This window comes from Ruegeria sp. THAF33, from assembly GCF_009363615.1.
Taxonomy (GTDB): Bacteria; Pseudomonadota; Alphaproteobacteria; order Rhodobacterales; family Rhodobacteraceae; genus Ruegeria.
Window position 1 is genome coordinate 152641 of record NZ_CP045384.1, and the last position, 17745, is coordinate 170385.

17 protein-coding genes are annotated in these 17745 nt (G+C 60.3%); 13 read left to right on the plus strand and 4 right to left on the minus strand.

Annotated features, from left to right (window positions below; all coding sequences use genetic code 11):
* Positions 1–59 precede the first annotated feature (59 nt).
* Positions 60–1922: an excinuclease ABC subunit UvrC gene (gene uvrC, locus FIU92_RS00735; protein WP_152456736.1), complete on the plus strand. Its 1863-nt coding sequence runs from the start codon at positions 60–62 to the stop codon at positions 1920–1922.
* On the opposite strand, the gene FIU92_RS00740 is transcribed toward uvrC, so the two are convergent.
* The gene (locus FIU92_RS00740) at positions 1919–2803 is read right to left on the minus strand and encodes a DMT family transporter (protein WP_152456737.1); all 885 of its coding nucleotides are present in this window, start codon (positions 2801–2803) and stop codon (positions 1919–1921) included. The two genes, uvrC and FIU92_RS00740, sit on opposite strands and share 4 nt — an antisense overlap.
* A 173-nt stretch (positions 2804–2976) precedes the next feature.
* On the opposite strand from FIU92_RS00740, the gene pgsA reads away from it, so the two are divergent.
* The 4 genes from pgsA to FIU92_RS00760 all read left to right on the plus strand — a co-directional run bounded on the left by pgsA (position 2977) and on the right by FIU92_RS00760 (position 5662).
* A complete protein-coding gene (gene pgsA, locus FIU92_RS00745; protein ID WP_152456738.1) occupies positions 2977–3645 on the plus strand; it encodes a CDP-diacylglycerol--glycerol-3-phosphate 3-phosphatidyltransferase in 669 nt (222 codons plus the stop codon).
* A 3-nt stretch (positions 3646–3648) separates the two neighbouring features.
* Entirely contained in the window at positions 3649–3894 is a 246-nt protein-coding gene (gene moaD, locus FIU92_RS00750) for a molybdopterin converting factor subunit 1 (RefSeq protein WP_152456739.1), read from the plus strand.
* A 3-nt stretch (positions 3895–3897) separates the two neighbouring features.
* A complete protein-coding gene (locus FIU92_RS00755; RefSeq protein WP_152456740.1) occupies positions 3898–4341 on the plus strand; it encodes a molybdenum cofactor biosynthesis protein MoaE in 444 nt (147 codons plus the stop codon).
* A gap of 112 nt (positions 4342–4453) precedes the next feature.
* Complete coding sequence (locus FIU92_RS00760; protein WP_152456741.1) at positions 4454–5662, plus strand: PLP-dependent aspartate aminotransferase family protein; 1209 nt, start codon at positions 4454–4456, stop codon at positions 5660–5662.
* Between the two features lie 21 nt (positions 5663–5683).
* Here the strand turns inward: FIU92_RS00760 and FIU92_RS00765 are convergent, their stop codons facing one another.
* The 3 genes from FIU92_RS00765 to ubiA form a co-directional block, all read right to left on the minus strand.
* Positions 5684–6004: a hypothetical protein gene (locus FIU92_RS00765; RefSeq protein ID WP_117870533.1), complete on the minus strand. Its 321-nt coding sequence runs from the start codon at positions 6002–6004 to the stop codon at positions 5684–5686.
* 1 nt (position 6005) lies between these two features.
* A complete protein-coding gene (locus tag FIU92_RS00770; RefSeq protein ID WP_152456742.1) occupies positions 6006–7937 on the minus strand; it encodes an OmpA family protein in 1932 nt (643 codons plus the stop codon).
* 64 nt (positions 7938–8001) lie between these two features.
* The gene (ubiA, locus tag FIU92_RS00775; protein ID WP_152456743.1) at positions 8002–8964 is read right to left on the minus strand and encodes a 4-hydroxybenzoate octaprenyltransferase; all 963 of its coding nucleotides are present in this window, start codon (positions 8962–8964) and stop codon (positions 8002–8004) included.
* A 12-nt stretch (positions 8965–8976) separates the two neighbouring features.
* On the opposite strand from ubiA, the gene FIU92_RS00780 reads away from it, so the two are divergent.
* The 8 genes from FIU92_RS00780 to pheT all read left to right on the plus strand — a co-directional run bounded on the left by FIU92_RS00780 (position 8977) and on the right by pheT (position 17722).
* Positions 8977–9702 (plus strand): 16S rRNA (uracil(1498)-N(3))-methyltransferase, encoded by a 726-nt coding sequence (locus FIU92_RS00780; protein WP_152456744.1) that lies wholly within the window; start codon positions 8977–8979, stop codon positions 9700–9702.
* Positions 9699–10544, plus strand: coding sequence for a GNAT family N-acetyltransferase (locus FIU92_RS00785; RefSeq protein WP_152456745.1), 846 nt, complete (start codon positions 9699–9701; stop codon positions 10542–10544). Before FIU92_RS00780 ends, FIU92_RS00785 begins: the two co-directional genes overlap by 4 nt.
* Positions 10541–11068, plus strand: a complete 528-nt coding sequence (locus FIU92_RS00790; protein WP_152456746.1) for a hypothetical protein — start codon at positions 10541–10543, stop codon at positions 11066–11068. The genes FIU92_RS00785 and FIU92_RS00790 overlap by 4 nt, the downstream gene beginning before the upstream one ends.
* A gap of 66 nt (positions 11069–11134) precedes the next feature.
* Positions 11135–12505 carry a glutamate--cysteine ligase gene (locus tag FIU92_RS00795; protein ID WP_152456747.1) on the plus strand — a complete coding sequence of 457 codons (1371 nt, stop codon included), beginning with the start codon at positions 11135–11137 and terminating at the stop codon, positions 12503–12505.
* Between the two features lie 70 nt (positions 12506–12575).
* Complete coding sequence (gene pheS / locus FIU92_RS00800) at positions 12576–13649, plus strand: phenylalanine--tRNA ligase subunit alpha (protein ID WP_152456748.1); 1074 nt, start codon at positions 12576–12578, stop codon at positions 13647–13649.
* A 110-nt stretch (positions 13650–13759) separates the two neighbouring features.
* A complete protein-coding gene (locus FIU92_RS00805; RefSeq protein ID WP_152456749.1) occupies positions 13760–14224 on the plus strand; it encodes a hypothetical protein in 465 nt (154 codons plus the stop codon).
* A gap of 228 nt (positions 14225–14452) precedes the next feature.
* Positions 14453–15247 carry a PHB depolymerase family esterase gene (locus tag FIU92_RS00810; protein ID WP_152456750.1) on the plus strand — a complete coding sequence of 265 codons (795 nt, stop codon included), beginning with the start codon at positions 14453–14455 and terminating at the stop codon, positions 15245–15247.
* 78 nt (positions 15248–15325) lie between these two features.
* Positions 15326–17722 carry a phenylalanine--tRNA ligase subunit beta gene (pheT, locus tag FIU92_RS00815; RefSeq protein WP_152456751.1) on the plus strand — a complete coding sequence of 799 codons (2397 nt, stop codon included), beginning with the start codon at positions 15326–15328 and terminating at the stop codon, positions 17720–17722.
* Positions 17723–17745: the final 23 nt, after the last annotated feature.

A 17745-nucleotide genomic window follows, 5' to 3' on the forward strand; every position in this document is an offset into this window, starting at 1 on the left:
TCTCTTGATCTGAAAGGCGTGAGATTGCAGCCATTGCCAGAGAATCATATCTCAGGATCATGACCACCGACAGCGAATCATCCCCCACCGGCTATGCCTGCATTCAGCGCTATGTAAAAACGCTGGACAGTTCTCCGGGCGTTTACCGCATGCTCGATGCAGACAGCCGGGTTCTGTATGTCGGCAAAGCCCGAAATCTCAGGGCACGGGTGTCGAATTACACACGGCCGGGTCATTCGGGGCGGATCGAAAAGATGATCGCCGCGACGGCCTCGATGATGTTCCTGACCACGCGAACCGAGACCGAGGCCCTGCTGCTGGAGCAGAACCTGATCAAGCAGCTCAAGCCGAAATACAATGTATTGTTGCGGGATGACAAAAGCTTTCCGAACATACTGGTCGCCAAGGATCATGACTTTCCGCAGATCAAGAAACACCGAGGGGCGAAGAAGGAAAAAGGTGCCTATTTCGGCCCCTTCGCCAGTGCCGGTGCGGTGAACCGGACGCTGAACCAGTTGCAAAAAGCGTTCCTGCTGCGCAACTGCTCGGATTCGATGTTCGACAGCCGAACGCGGCCATGCCTTCTATATCAGATCAAGCGGTGTTCCGGGCCGTGTGTCGGCCTGATCTCAGAGCAGGATTACCGTGAAAGCGTGAAGGACGCCGAACGCTTCCTGTCGGGCCGCTCGACAAAGGTGCAAGAGGAATTGGCCGAGCAGATGATGGCCGCATCTGAGGCGATGGAGTTCGAACGCGCCGCCGGTCTGCGTGACCGCATCCGGGCTCTGACGCAGGTGCAGACCTCTCAGGGTATCAACCCGCGCGGTGTGGCCGAGGCGGACGTGATCGGCCTGTATATGGACAGCGGTCAGGCCTGCGTGCAGGTGTTTTTTATCCGTGCGAACCAGAACTGGGGCAACAAGGATTTCTATCCCCGCGTCGGCCCGGATGTTTCACCTGCCGAGGTGATGGAGGCCTTTCTGGGCCAGTTCTACGACAACAAGGAACCGCCGCGGCAGCTGATCCTGTCGGATGGGATCGAAAACGTGGATCTGATGCAGGACGCGCTGACTGAAAAAGCCGGGCGCAAGGTTGAAATCCTTGTGCCGCAGCGTGGCGAAAAACAGGAACTTGTTGCCGGTGCCTTGCGCAACGCGCGCGAGGCTCTGGCCCGCCGCATGTCGGAAAGTGCCACGCAGGCCAAGTTGCTGCGCGGGCTGGCCGAGGCGTTCGATCTGGATGGCCCACCGGGACGGATCGAAGTCTATGACAACTCTCATATTCAGGGCACCAATGCTGTCGGCGGCATGATCGTGGCCGGCCCCGAGGGGTTCATGAAGAACGCTTACCGCAAGTTCAACATTCGCGGTGATGACCTGACACCGGGTGACGATTTCGGCATGATGAAAGAGGTGCTGAACCGCCGCTTCACCAGACTTCAAAAGGAAGACCCGGACCGCGACAAAGGGTTGTGGCCCGATCTGTTGCTGATTGATGGCGGCGCCGGGCAGGTTAGCGCGGTGCATCAGATCATGGTCGAACATGGGGTCGAAGACATTCCCATGGTCGGCGTCGCCAAGGGGGTCGACCGCGACCACGGCAAGGAAGAGTTTCACCGGATCGGCCAGCGCCCCTTTGCGCTGAAACGCAACGACCCTGTGTTGTATTTCATTCAACGCCTCAGGGACGAAGCGCACCGGTTCGCCATCGGCACCCATCGTGCGAAACGCGCCAAGGCCGTGGGTGCAACGCCGTTGGATGAAGTCCCAGGGGTAGGGGCTGCGCGCAAGCGTGCTCTGTTGACCCATTTCGGCAGCGCCAAAGCCGTCAGCCGGGCCAATCTGACCGATCTGAAAGCGGTCGAAGGGATTTCGGCCGGGTTGGCGCAGAAGGTTTACGATTTCTTCCACGACAAGGGCTAGGCCTGCCGGCCCCGCCACAGGATATATAGGCCCGACGCGACGATCAGCGCGCTGCCGATCCACATGTTGGGATCCAGCCTCTCACCAAACATGGCTACGCCAAGCCCAATGCCGAACAACAGCCGGGTGTATCTGAACGGGGTCACGGCGGACACTTCGCCGGTGCGCATCGCCTTCATCAGCGACGCATACGCTATTACGCCCATCAGCACCGCACCGATCAGATGCAGGCTCGTGTGAAGGCCAACCGGTGCAATCGGCGCGCCCTCCCAAAACCGATAGGCCACGCCAGCCACGATGATGCTGAGGAAGCCGTAGAACCCCAGGACTTCGGTTCCAAGCGTGGCAGGTGCTGCGCGGCTGGCCAGATCACGTCCGGCAAATCCCAGCATTCCCAGCACCGCCAGTATCGACAGCAACGAAAAGCTGTCTCCGGTGGGTTGCAGGATGACGACAACGCCGATCATGCCGACAAAGATAGCGCTCCAACGCCGCCAACCGACTGTCTCGCCAAAGAACAACGCGGCGCCTGCAACAACGACCAAAGGCGTGGCTTGCAGGATCACCGTGGCCGAGGACAACGGCGTCAGTGCGATGGCCAGAACATAGAACAACCGACCAAAGACCTCGAACAGCACCCGAATTTTCATCGGGCGGGACAGAACGTCAGGTTGCAACAGCCGCTGCCCACGGGCCCGGGCCACCGCAGCGAAAATCACCGACCCGCCCGCGCCGAAAAGGACCAGGACCTGCCAGATCGGCAGCGCGGCTGAGGCTGCCTTCAGCAACGCATCCTCCAGCGCAAAACCGGCCATCGCGGCGACCATCCAGAGGCTGCCGATCATGTTTGACCGTGTGTCGGTTTGAATATGCGCTGTCATCTGGTACTTTCCGGCTGGGCTTGCGCGGCAATCTGACCGCAAAGCCGGGAAAGGCCAAGAGGTACTGTTCTGAGACGTCGGGCCTGCGGCGCTTTGACCAAGCGTTTGTGAGTGATGCAGTTTTTTGTCTGATTGGCTTTTCTGTCCCGGACCGGCGATATAGGGTCCAAGCCATGAAGTGGAATTTACCTAATCTCCTGACCGTCCTGCGCCTGCTGGCCGCGCCCGGGCTGGCAGTCATGTTTCTGTATTTCACCCGGCCCTATGCGGACTGGTTTGCACTGATCCTGTTCCTGTCGGCGGCGATTACCGATTGGTTCGATGGGTATCTGGCCCGCGCATGGAAGCAGGAGACCAAGATCGGAGCGATGCTGGATCCGATCGCCGACAAGGCCATGGTGGTAATCGCGCTTATGATCCTTGTGGGCTATTCGACCGAGCACTGGACGCCGTGGCTTGTCCTTCCTGCAACCGTGATCCTGTTTCGCGAAGTTTTTGTCTCGGGCCTGCGGGAATATCTGGGCGATGTGGCCGGGACGCTCAAAGTCACCAAACTGGCCAAATGGAAGACCACGGCCCAGATGGTCGCCATCGCGGTTCTGTTTTCGCAGGGTATCTTCGAGCACTATGCCGTGATGGCGAGTTTTGGCATGGATGCCGAGCTGGTCGAGCAGATCATTGCGGGTCAGGTCGACGACGTGAACCACCTGCGCCTGAATGTCGATGGCATGTATTGGGCGGGTCAGGTCGGGCTGTGGCTGCTGTGGATTGCGGCAACGCTTACATTGATCACCGGCTATGACTACCTACGTAAGGCCATGCCTCATCTGAAGGAGAGCTAACCGATGGATGTTCTGTATTTCGCCTGGGTGCGCGAACGCATCGGCTTGCCAAAGGAAAAGGTCGAAACGCAAGCGGTCACGGTCAGCGAATTGGTGACTGAACTGAGCGCTCGGGAAGAGCGCTATGCCGCGGCATTTGCCGATCTGTCCGCGCTGCGCGTTGCGTTGGATCAGGAGCTGTCGGATTTCGATGCTCCGCTGGCAGGTGTTCGGGAAGTTGCGTTTTTCCCGCCGATGACGGGCGGTTGACCGATGCGGATCGCGGTTCAGGAAGAGGCATTTGATCTGGGGGCCGAGGCCAATGCCTTTGCCGCCGGGGATGATTCCAACGGCGCCATCGTCACCTTCACCGGCGTTGTGCGTGACCTGGCGAGCGGTGATCTGGATGTGATGGAGATCGAGCACTATCCGGGTATGACCGAACGCGCCCTGACCAAGATCGCCGAAGAGGCGCAGGCGCGTTGGGCATTGGGTGACGTGCTGGTCATACACCGTTTTGGACGCTTGGTTCCGGGGGATCGCATCATGATGGTGGCCACGGCGGCCCCGCATCGCAAGGACGCGTTCGAGGCGGCCGAATATCTGATGGATTACCTGAAATCCCGCGCGCCATTCTGGAAAAAGGAAATTACCCGTTCCGGCGCCGAATGGGTTGCGGCCAAAGATCAGGACGAAGATGCTCTGACCCGCTGGTAGCGTCGCGCGCCCACCGCGGTGGTTCTGGAAACCGAGCGGTTTCAATTCTTCTCTGGACGCCGGTTCACGAGCCTGCGCTAAATCTGCGCAAGCGGATCAAGAGGATGGCGGCATGCATGACGGGCTGAGAAACAAGGGCCTAGCGACACGGGCAATCCATGCGGGCGAAGCCCCGGACCCGACCAGCGGTGCGTCTGCGCCGGCCCTGCATATGTCTTCGACATTCGTCACGGATCAGGTGGCGGGGTTCTCGGCCCACGATCTGGAGGAAGAAGCCCCTTATCTTTACGGGCGCTGGGCCAATCCCAACGTCAGGACGCTGGAAGCCAAGATCAGCATGTTGGAAGGCACCGAAGATTGCCTGTGTCTGGCGTCCGGTATGGCGGCGGCCACCGCCATCTTCCTGACGTTCCTGTCGGCCGGGGATCATGTGATCGTTTCCGACGTCTCTTACGCGGGTGTGGCAGAGCTGGCGCGGGACACGCTGCCGCGTCTGGGGATCCATGTCAGCACGGTCAACATGTCCGATCTTTCGGCGGTATCAGCAGCCATCAGGCCGAACACGCGTCTCATCCACACGGAAACACCCGTGAACCCGATCGGTCGTCTGACCGATCTGGCATCGGTTTCAGCAATTGCCAAAAGCGCGGGGGCGTTGCTGTCCTGCGATGCGACTTTTGCGTCTCCGCTTGGTCAGCCAAGCAAAGAGCTGGGCGTTGATCTGATTATGCATTCGGTGACCAAGTACATCGGCGGGCACGGTGATGCCATCGGTGGTGCGGTGGCCGGGCGAAAGGACCTGATCGAGAAAATCCGTAACGAATCCGCGATCCACCACGGCAGCATCATGTCCCCCTTCAACGCGTGGATGATCGCGCGGGGCATGGCCACTCTACCACTGCGGATGACAGCGCATCAGGCGGGTGCCACCGTCGTTGCCGATTGGCTTGAGACACGCGCGCGCGTGACCAGAGTGATCTATCCGGGGCTGAAGTCGCATCCCCAATACGAGCTGGCCCAACAGCAGATGCGCAACACATCCGGCATGATCGCTTTTCAGGTGGGTGATCACGCAACAGGCGAGGCACTGGCCCAGCAGATGATCGATAAACTCCGGATCGTTCACTATGCCGTGTCGCTTGGCCACCATCGCAGTCTGATATTCTGGATGGGAACCGAAGCTTTGATGCAATCGTCCTTCCGATTGGAAGGGGCGCAATTGGCAAGTTACCGGGATTTCGCAGGCGACGGCGTGTTCAGGCTGTCGGTTGGACTGGAAGACTCCGAAGATCTGATCGCAGACTTGGCGCAGGTCCTGTGAGCCGTCCGGGAAGGCGGTTTCTCAGTCGGCGTTGTTGATCCGACCGCGCATTTCCTCGGCCTCTTGCCGCGCGGCGCGCAGACCGTCCATGGCCGCGGCCAGCTCTGCCTCTGTCTGGGTCAGCTGATTGGTCAACTCGGCTTCACGTTGCTGAAGATAGGTTATGGCCTGATCGCGGGTTTCTTCCGCTTCGTGCAGTTCCTGGCTCATGCGATCCAGATCGGCAACGTCGCTTTGGCGGACGCGGGACAGGCGGTGTGCCAGCCAGTTGGCAAACCAGCCCATGCAGAAGGCCGCAAACAGAATGACGGCTGTGGCGATGATGAATTCGGTTCTGTTCAACTTACTGGTCCTCTGCGTCCGTGTCTGGTGCGGTCGATTCGGTCTGATCCGTTTCAGGCGCGTCAGCCTCAGCCCCAACCTCGACCTCGAGCGCTTCGAGGCCTGTTTCGGAGGCTTCGACCGGTTCGGGACGAATCAGCCGGAACTCGATCCGCCGGTTGGCTTCGCGGCCTTCTTCGGTGTCGTTGTCCGCGATGGGCTGTGTTTCACCGTATCCAACGGCAGTGTAGCTGCTGGTGGGAATGCGCCGCCCGCGCAGCTCGTTCAGAATCGATTGCGCCCGTGCCTGGCTGAGCTGCTGGTTCATCTCTTCGCGGCCCTGGCTGTCCGTATGGCCCTGGATCTCCAGCCGGATCGGCCCGCAGTCACGCAGGATGTCGGCGATCTGGTTCACCGTATCGCGCGAGTCGGATGCGATCGTCGCTGATCCGGGTTCGAACGCAATTTTGCTGACGGTCTGGATTTCGGCGATCTGCGCTTCGCAGACTTCAGGATCGGGCAGCGCGTCTTCGGGCTCTGGCGGAGGCTGATAGGTGATCGTCAGAGTGAATTCCTGCCCTTCGCCCAGCTTGTCCGACAACTGACCTGCGATACGGGCTTTGGCATCCTCTTCATGGCTGAGGCCGGTCAGTTCGACCGAGCCTGGTGTTACGGTCAAGGCCCCGTTGTGAAGCTGGGCCAACGCCTCGAGGCCGGCCAGAACACGCACCGGCCAATCTGCCGGAAGCCCCGGCGCGATGCGGGTCGCGGTATAGACCTGATCCGAGCCGAAGGCCGCGCGGGCATAGCTGTCGACCATGTCCCGCAACGTTTCATCCCCCAGACGCCCTCGCAGTTGCACAAGCCCTTCGGGGCTTCGGGTCGCCGAGAACTCAACGGGTCCGGTCTGTTCGCTGGTTTCAGGTTCCGGCAGCACGGCATGCAGGGCAAAGACCTGAGGCAACGCTGTTTCAAGTTCACCTACAACCCGGTCGAACAAGGCTGGATCCGTGCCTTGCGCCGCAACCAGGGTGATGTCCGCATCCGACATCGTGACCGAGCCTTTGCCGATTCTGGCCAGTGCCTGAATGCTCTTCTCGGCGGCTTCGGGCCAGCGTGGCGAGGGCTCGCCCAGACCGATGGTGCAGGAATATGTTCCCGACAACCCGGCATCGCGCGCAGCGGTCACGATCCGGTCGCGTGCCTTTGCATCCTGTGCCGAACAGGCGTCAAATTGCCCACCGTCTTCGTTGATCAGAAAACGCAGCGTAAAGGGCGTTATTACGGGACGAGGCGCCGAGATCGCCAGCCCGATCCGCAGGCTGGGCGGCGCGGCGCGGGTCAGATCGCGTTCGAGACGTTGTTTTTCCTGTTGGCTGTCCGCAATGGCGGTGATTTTGACCAAATCGGCGTTTGCGGAAATTTTGGCACGCGGCAGGCTGGCCAGCGCCTCGATGGCATATGATATCGCGGCATCCCAACCGTCGGGCTTGGGGTAATCCGCGGTTTCCATCAGGTCCGAAACTGCGATGTTGGGGTCGAGGTTGCTCAGCCTTCTGATCAGGTCATCTCTGTCTTCGCTGGCGGGGATCAAGCCGATGATCGAGATGCCGTGATCGTTGCGCAGAATTTCCGCTGAAAAGCGCGGCGGCGCCAGGGCAGAGGTTGCTTCGACCTCCATTTCATCGATTACGCGGGAAGCATCGACCTCGGTTCCGGCTGCGGTCAGTGCGTTGAATCGTGTCGCCTCATCGGGTGCAATCCCGGTCAGGACCACGCGCAAGCCGTCTGACTCGACCTCGGCCCAGTCGTGTCCTTTGAGGTCAAGCGCCCGGCGCACGGCGAACTCCGATGTCTCTTCGATCTTTGTGACGGCATAGCTGGCTGCCAAAAGCGACAGCCCGGCTGATACAAGAAAGATCAGGGAAACAACGATAAAATACGGCAGACGCATATTTGGGTTTGACACTCCTCAGGCGGTTGGGCCGATCTTTACAGGCCGCGTTCAGCAGGTGCAATCAGAGCAACAGGGCGACGCAGAGGAAGATCAGCGGAATCAAGCCAGTGTCGCGGTTGAGCCTGAACAATTGCAACAGCCTGGCATTGTCTTCGATGTCCAGCGCGCGGAGTTGCCACATCATGTGCCAGCCCATTGCCCAAGGCCCACAGAGCGCAACGCCCAATGCCAGCATCGAGGCATCCGGCACCCCTGCATCGACGATGGCCAGCCCCATCAGCGACACGGTCGCCACCAAAAAGTACTTCAGCCACCGCGCTGTATCAGCTCCGAACAGACGGGCGGTTGATTTGATGCCGATCAGTTCGTCATCCTCGGCATCCTGATGCGCATAGATTGTATCGTAGAACAGGGTCCACGCGATTCCAGACAGGTAAAGCGTCACCGCTGGCCATCCCACGGAACCGCTATGCGCCGCCCAGGCCAGTAGGGCGCCCCAGTTGAAGGCCAGCCCCAGAAACACCTGAGGCCACCAGGTAAACCGTTTGGCAAACGGATAGATCGTCACGGGCAGCAGGGACAGAACACCCATTGCGATCGCCGCCTGATTGAAGCTGAGAAGGATGCCAAGCGCCAGAATGCATTGCAGGACCATCCAGACCGCGGCCTGCCGGACACTGACCTGACCCGAAGGAATCGGGCGCGAGCGTGTGCGTTCGACCTGCCCGTCGAATTCCCGATCCGTAATGTCATTCCACGTGCAACCGGCGCCCCGCATCAGGAAGGCCCCAAATGCGCATCCCACGGCGATCCACAGATCTTCCCAACGCGGCTGACCATCATGCAGGATCGCCAGAGCCAGCCCCCACCAGCAGGGAATCAGCAGCAGCCATGTCCCGATGGGCCGGTCGGCGCGGCTGAGGCGAAGATAGGGGCGGGCAAAGGCCGGGGCGTGGGTGTCGACCCAGTTGCCGCTGACGGCATCGGCGACTTGACCATCTGGTGTTGGGGCATTGCCTTGCATATGTAGGGTCTCATGAGTGCGAAGATCAGACTGTATGTAGAGCAGCCCTTGGGTCAGGGGCAATCGGTTCCTTTGACGCGCGACCAGGCGCACTACCTCTTTGGTGTCATGCGCCTTGCGGTCAAAGGGCAGGTCGCCCTGTTCAACGGGCGGGACGGAGAGTGGTTGGCCGAAGTCTCCGAGGCGGGAAAGCGTGGCGGGAGGCTGACTTGCCTTGAACAGACGAAACCGTTGCAACTGCCGCCCGATCTGTGGTTTCTGTTCGCGCCCATCAAAAAGGCCCGCACCGATTTCATCGTGGAAAAAGCCGCCGAAATGGGTGCGGCGCGTATCCTGCCTGTTCAGACCGAGTTCACCAATTCCGAACGCATTCGTCAGGACCGCCTGCAGGCCCATGCGGTCGAGGCGGCCGAGCAGTGCGGCGGAACCTTCGTGCCCGAGGTGGCCGATTTACAGCGGTTGGATCGGCTGCTGGATGCATGGCCCGAAGATCGGCAACTGATGTTCTGCAACGAAGCCGAGGTTGGATCGGCCCTGCGACTGGCCGCCAATGAAAAAGGACGGCCCTGGGCGATTCTCATCGGCCCGGAAGGCGGGTTTTCGGACCAGGAACGCGCGCGTTTGACAGGGTTGCCATTCGCGCATGTGGTCAGCCTTGGCCCTCGTATCCTGCGGGCCGACACGGCAGCGGTGGCTGCATTGACCATGTGGCAGCAGGCGTTGGGGGATTGGGCGTGATCCAAGAAGCCTCGCCGTCTGATGCCCCGGCCATTGAGGCGTTTTTGGCCAAACATCCCGATACTTCCATGTTTCTGCGCAGCAACCTGTTGGCGCACGGGATTGGATTTGGAGACGATGACCACTCTACCCGGTTCTTCATTTGGGGGCAGGATCGCATCCAAGGCGTATTCGGCCTGACCAAAAAGGGCTACCTGATGGCGCAACTGCCCGATTGTTCGCCAGAGGCCGCTCAGGCATTAGCGGGTCGGATCGCAGGTCAGATCGTTCTGGGCATGACAGGGGCTGCACAACAGGTTGAGATGATATTGGACGCGCTAGGGCTTGGACAGGCCGGTTATCGCCTGCATCATGATGAACCCCTGTACCGCCTGGATCTGGGCGAAATCCCAGAGGCACCGATTCCATTTCGTGCCCTGTCCGAAGCAGACCGGCCGTTACTGACGCGTTGGTTTGCGGATTACTTCGAGGATACCGACCAGGCCAAAGGGCAAGAGGCGCGTGAAATGGCCTCCGACCGGATCACCACCGATATTCAATCAGGCAGGGCGATTGTCATGCTGGAAGACGACGCCCCCGTAGCCATGGCCGCCATCAATGCATCAGTCCGGGATCAGGTTCAGGTCGGCGGTGTATTTGTGCCGCGCGAGAACAGAAATTGTGGACTCGGGCGCAAGGTCACAACAGCTGTGCTACAAAAGGCGAGGACCGAGGGCGCGAACAAGGCCATCCTGTTCGCCAACAATCCACCTGCCGCGCGAGCCTATGAGGCGATGGGGTTTCAGCAGGTCGGCTGGTATCGGGTCGCCCTGTTACAAACACCACAAAAGGTGATGTCATGAGTTTCATCCGACCCGAGGCCAAACTGGCCCTGTGGCGCTGGCGCGAAGTGCTGGTTGCCGGGTTTGTCCTGATCCTCGGTCTCAGCTGGATCAACGGGCCCGGTGGTCTGCTGGGGTGGATCGGCTGGCTGCTTGTCGCTGTCGCAATAGCCCTGGCGGTGATCGGGGTGCAGCGCGCGCGGTTCAGAACCGGCACTGGCGGACAGGGTGTCGTGACCGTCGATGAAGGTCAGATCACCTATTTCGGCCCACTGGATGGCGGCATCATCGCCACTCGCGAGATTGAGCGGCTGGCGCTCGATCCGACCTCGACGCCGGCGCATTGGGTGTTGGAACAACCGGGTCAGGCGGTGCTTCACATTCCTGTGAATGCGGAAGGGGCCGAGGCGCTGTTCGATGTCTTCTCGGCGCTTCCGGGCCTGAAAACCGAGCATATGCTGGCCGAACTGAACGGTGGATCGGCCCACCCGGTCGTGATTTGGGAGCGTACGCCCTCGCGCCCTCTACACCTTCGGCTGCATTGACACCGGCGCGGTTTGCCCCCACGACTGGCCAAAAGACAGACACATCAGGATCGGAGCACGGGTCTCATGTCCATCCCCCAGTCCGGCGGCGGACCAATCGAACGCCACGAGCAATTGGCCGAATATCTGGAGTCGGGCTGCAAGCCCAAGGCAGACTGGCGCATCGGCACCGAGCATGAGAAATTCGGCTACTGCAAGGACACGCTGAAACCGTTGCCGTTCGAAGGTGCGCGATCCATCGTGGCGGTGTTGGAGGGCCTGCGTGACCGGCACGGTTGGGCCGAAGTCCGTGAAGCGGGTCATCTGATCGGTCTGGAAAAGGACGGCGCCAATGTCAGCCTGGAGCCGGGCGGCGCGCTGGAGCTGTCGGGAGCTCCGCTCGAGACCATCCACGAAACCTGTGATGAGGTGAACACCCACCTGCGCGAGGTAAAGGACATCGCAGATGAGATCGGCGTGGGTTTCATCGGTCTGGGCGCGGCACCGACCTGGACACATGAGGAAATGCCGTTGATGCCCAAGGGGCGGTATCGGCTGATGAACGACTATATGGAAAAGGTCGGCACCATGGGCCGCGCCATGATGCGACGGACCTGCACGGTTCAGGTCAACATCGATTTCGGGTCCGAGGCCGACATGGTGCAGAAACTGCGCGTGGCGCTGGCCTTGCAGCCGGTGGCAACGGCGTTGTTTGCGAACTCGCCCTTTTTCGAAGGCAAGGTAAATGGCCAGAAAAGCTGGCGCAGCTATATCTGGCGGCATCTGGACGATGCGCGTACGGGCATGCTGCCTTTCGTGTTCGAAGACGGCTTTGGGTTCGAGCGTTACGTGCAATATGCGCTCGATGTTCCGATGTATTTCGTCTATCGCGACGGCCAGTACATCAATGCGCTGGGCATGTCTTTCCGCGACTTCCTGAAAGGCGAACTGCCCGCTCTGCCGGGTGAAACGCCCACGCTCAGCGATTGGGCCGACCACCTGACCACCGCCTTCCCCGAGGCGCGGATCAAGAAATTCATGGAAATGCGCGGGGCTGATGGCGGCCCGTGGCGGCGCCTGTGTGCCTTGCCCGCCTTCTGGGTCGGCCTGACTTACGATCAAACGGCCCTGGACGCGGCCTGGGATCTGGTCAAAGGCTGGGACACCGAGACCCGCGAGGCGCTGCGTGTCGCGGCTGCCAAAGACGGTCTGCAAGCGAAAGTCGGCACCATCAACATGCACGATCTGGCGCGTGAGGTTGTGGCGATCTCCGAGGCCGGCCTGAAAGCCCGCGCCTATCCCGGTGCCGGTGGCCTGGTGCCGGACGAGACCCATTTCCTCAACGCGCTCAAGGACAGCATCCAAAGCGGGAAAGTGCCTGCGGATGAGTTGCTGGAACACTACAACGGCGACTGGAACGGTGATCTGACCCGGATTTTCCCCGAATACAGCTATTGATCCGCCCGGTCCCGCTTGCATTCGCGGGGCTGGCCCGATAGCAGGTTGGCGACCAAATTCAGAGGGCGTCATGGACGATCTTAAGGCAAAATATCTGGGCCAAATCGCCGAGGCAGGCGACGAGAACGCGCTTGAGGCGATCCGTGTCGCCGCCGTGGGCAAAAAAGGCGAGGTCGCGCTGAAGATGCGCGAGTTGGGCAAAATGACGCCCGAGGAACGCCAGGTGGCAGGCCCCGCGCTGAATGCCCTGAAGGATGAGATCAATTCGGCCCTGTCCGCCAAAAAGGCCGCTTTGGCCGATGCCGCGCTGGATGAACGTCTGCGCACCGAATGGCTGGACGTCACCCTGCCGACCCGCCCGCGCCGTCAGGGCTCGATCCACCCGGTCAGCCAGGCGACCGAGGAACTGACCGCGATCTTTGCCGAACTGGGATTCTCGGTGGCCGAAGGGCCGCGGATCGAGACCGACTGGCACAATTTCGACGCGCTGAACATCCCCGGCCACCACCCCGCGCGGGCCGAGATGGACACGTTCTATATGCACCGCGCCGAGGGCGATAACCGCCCGCCGCATGTGCTGCGGACACACACATCTCCGGTGCAGATCCGCTCGATGGAGAAACAGGGCGCGCCGATCCGCGTCATCTGTCCGGGCGGCGTCTACCGCGCTGACTATGACCAGACCCACACGCCGATGTTCCATCAGGTCGAGGGGCTGGCGATTGACAAAGAAATCTCGATGGCGAACCTGAAATGGGTTCTGGAAGAGTTCGTGAAGGCGTTTTTCGAGGTCGACGACGTCGAGCTGCGCTTCCGCGCCTCGCACTTCCCCTTTACCGAGCCATCGGCCGAGGTTGATATCCGCTGTTCCTGGGATAACGGCCAGCTGAAGATCGGCGAGGGCGACGACTGGATGGAGATTCTGGGCTCGGGCATGGTCCACCCCAAGGTGATCGCCGCCGGTGGCATCGATCCCGAGGTCTATCAGGGCTTTGCATTCGGCATCGGGATCGACCGTCTGGCGATGCTGAAATACGGCATTCCCGATCTGCGGGCGTTCTTTGACAGCGACCTGCGCTGGCTGAGGCACTATGGGTTTGCGGCGCTGGATATGCCGAACCTGCATGGTGGTTTGTCGCGGTGATTGAAGTAGCCTCGTCAATCTGGGCGACTCTTGATCCAATTCACGACGAACTAATCGGGCTAGCGTTCACGTTATTGGCCGCTTGCGTGCTATTCTTGTTTAGGCCGCGCGTGAAACTGATTTATGGGCGCGCCAATAACTCCCGCAATATCATTTCTGTGCCAACGGAGGATAACACCAGCAACGGCAACCACACAGAAATCTATACTGAAAAGTTCTTTCTCCAGAATGTTGGAAGTAAGCCAGCTACAAACGTGGAGTTTGTGTTGTCGGATTTTCCAGCGGACATTTCAGTTTGGCAACCGCGAAATGTAGAATACAAAAATGTCGAAAAAGGACATTGCTTGGTCACGATACCGCAAATGGCCCCTCGTGAGTTGGTTATTGTCGATTGCGTATACTTAAACCAACGGGCGGCCTTTGTCGCATCTGTTAAATGTGCTGAGTGCATAGGAAATGAAGTTCCATTTTGGACAGTTCGTCGCTTTTCATGGTGGATCAACACATTGATAGCCGCTCTCATGTTTTTTGGAGTTGCTTATCTATCTCAGATTGTTTTCAAGCTTTTCGCTTGATGTCCGGTCCGCACGGGCTGGCGATTTGTCTCCGCAGGCACCCCGTTTGAACGTCAAGCGGACTTGGCCAGCATAAACTGCCCACCATAGCCCGAGGATCGCCACCCCGCGGTCTGGCAATGGCGCGGCTTGTGATCTAGCCTGACAGACGGGCGACAGCGCGGCTTGTTACAGGTTCCCACAGGGTTGTGACGTGACTTGGCGCTCAGGCTGGGTAGGGTCGAGCGCATGATCCATCGACTTCTTTGCCTCCTGTTGCTAACTGCCACCCAAGCCCTCGCGGTGGATACCTGTCATGGCGATACGGCCTGTGAGGTCGGCGACCGCTCGTACCATGTGCTGGAACCCGATGGCTGGGACGGTGTAACGCCTCTGCCCGTGCTGCTGCATTTCCACGGCTGGGCGCGGCAGGGTAATGTTGTCGTGAACCACGAACGCATTGCCGGCGCGACGAAGCTGCGGGGCGTGTTGCTGGTGGCCCCGAACGGTCTGGGCAAAAGCTGGGATTTCTGGACCCCGGACACGGGCGATGTGCCCTTTGCCGATGCGGTGCTGGAGGATGTGGCCAAGCGCTATCCGATTGATCCGGACCGTATCTATGTCTCGGGATATTCCTTCGGAGGCGCGATGGCGTGGCGCTATGTCTGTCAGTCAGGCAATGACATTGCCGCCCTGCTGGCCGTTGCAGGCAGCATCCGCCAGACTGAAGCCTGCCCCGAAGCCCCGCGCGAGGTGCGCCATGTGCATGGGCTGGACGACACGGTGATGGATTTTCCCTTTGGACCGGGCGGCGATACCACCTACCCGGTGGCGCTGTGGCGAAAGAAATACAACTGCAACGGTGCCACCCCGCGCGGGGATTGGAGCGTGAGACCGTTCCTGACGCTCAGCCGGGTGGAATGGGCCGATTGTGCGCAGGGGCAGGTGGTGCTGGACACCCATCCGGGCGGGCATTTCATCCCGCATGGCTGGATCGGGCGGCAATTGGACGAGCTTTTGGGCCGCACCCCCACCTATCCGTGACCCGCAGCGCTTGCACCTTGGCGCATTCTTTGTCATTGCCTGTGCCGACTGGATATCTGCCAAAAAAGGCCCCGAGCAATGAAATTCACTCTGTCCTGGCTGAAAGACCACCTCGACACCGATGCGTCGGTTGATGAGATCACTGAGGCGCTGACCGACCTTGGCCTTGAGGTCGAAGAGGTCATCAACCCGGCTGACAAGCTCAAGGACTTTACGCTGGGCTATGTGAAACACGCGGAAAAACACCCTGACGCCGACAAGCTGCGTGTCTGCAAGGTGGACACGGATGAAGGCGAGTTGCAGATCATCTGCGGCGCGCCCAACGCCCGCGAAGGGATCACTGTCGTCGTCTGCAAGCCGGGCATGTATATCCCCGGTCTGGACCTGACGATCAGCGTCGGCAAGATCCGCGGCGTCGAAAGCTTTGGCATGATGGCGTCCGAGCGCGAGCTGGAATTGTCGGACGAACATGACGGCATCATCGAATTGCCCTCGGGCGAGGTCGGTGACAGGTTAGTTGATTGGCTTGCCGAGAATGACCCGTCGAAAGTCGATCCCGTAATCGAGATCGCGATCACTCCGAACCGACCCGATGCACTGGGCGTGGAAGGCATCGCGCGTGATCTGGCGGCGCGTGGGATCGGCACTCTGAAACAGCGCGACTACGTGCCGGTGCCCGGTGATTTCGAAAGCCCGATCAAATTATCGATTGACGAGGACACGCTGGATGGCTGCCCGCATTTCACGGGCCGCCTTATCAAGGGCGTCAAGAACGGCCCCAGCCCGCAGTGGTTGCAGGATCAGTTGAAGGCGATCGGGCTGCGTCCGATTTCGGCGCTGGTGGATATCACCAACTATATGACCTTTGACCATAACCGCCCGCTGCATGTGTTTGACGCGGACAAGGTGCAGGGCAATCTTCGCGTTCATCGCGCCAAAGGCGGTGAAACCCTGGTGGCGCTGGACGAGAAGGAATACACCCTTCAGCCCGGCATGATGGTTATTTCAGATGACAAAGGCCCGGAATCCATCGCAGGCATCATGGGCGGTCAGGAAACCGGCTGCACCGAGGATACTGTGAATGTGTTCCTGGAAAGCGCGTTCTGGGATCATGTGCAGATCGCGTTGACGGGTCGGGCGCTGAAAATCAATTCGGACGCGCGGTACCGGTTCGAACGCGGCGTGGACCCTGAATACACGCTGGAAGGGCTCGAGCACGCAACCCAGTTGATTCTGGACATCTGCGGCGGCGAAGCATCCAAAGTGGTCGAGGCGGGCAAAGCGCCGAACCACGCGCGTGCGTACAAGCTGGATGCCGAACGGGTGCAGTCTCTGGTCGGGATGGACATTCCCGAAAGCGAGCAGCGTCAGACGCTGACCCGTCTGGGTTTCCGTCTGGAGGGCGAGATGGCCCACGTGCCAAGCTGGCGTCCCGACATCATGGGTGAGGCCGATCTGGTGGAAGAGGTCGCACGGATCGCCTCGTTGACCAAGTTGCAGGGCAAGCCCTTGCCGCGTGTCACAGATGGTATTCCCAAGCCGGTGATGACACCGACACAGCGCCGCCAGTCCATGGCGCGCCGCACCTGCGCCGCTCTGGGTTACAACGAATGCGTCACCTATACGTTCATCGATCAGGCTTCGGCTGCTTTGTTCGGTGGCGGGGATGACGCGACCATGCTTGAAAATCCGATCTCGTCCGAGATGAGCCACATGCGCCCGGATCTGCTGCCCGGATTGTTGCAGGCCGCGGCGCGCAATCAGGCACGCGGATATGCCGACGTCGCCCTGTTCGAAGTTGGCCCTGTTTTCCACGACGGCGAACCCGGCGACCAGAAAACCCAGATCGCCGGCCTGCTGGTTGGCCGCAACGGCCCCAAGGATGTGCACGGGGCCTCGCGCCCGGTGGATGTCTTTGATGCCAAGGCGGATGCCGAGGCCGTTCTTGCGGCGATCGGAGCACCGGCCAAGGTACAGATTCTGCGCGACGGCGATGCCTGGTGGCATCCGGGTCGTCACGGCAAGATCTGTCTGGGTCCCAAAAAGGTGCTGGGTGTTTTTGGTGAGCTGCACCCGCGCGTGTTGCAGGCGATGGATATCAAGGGTCCGGCAATGGCCTTTACGATCTGGCCCGACGAGGTTCCCTTGCCCCGCAAGTCCGGTGCCACACGTGCCGCATTGGAATTGCGTGACTTGCAAGCGGTTGAACGTGACTTTGCCTTTGTCGTTGATGAAAACGTCGAGGCGCTGACATTGGTGAACGCGGCGGCAGGTGCCGACAAAGCGCTGATCGAAGATGTGCGTGTCTTTGACGAATTCATCGGTGGCAGCCTGGGTGAAGGTAAAAAATCGCTGGCCATAACGGTACGTTTGCAGCCGACAGAGCAGACGCTGAAGGAAAAGGACATCGAAGCGGTGGCCGAAAAGATCATCGCCAAAGTCTCCAAGGCGACCGGCGGTGTTCTGCGGGGCTGATGCAGGGCCGCCTCCGGCGGGAG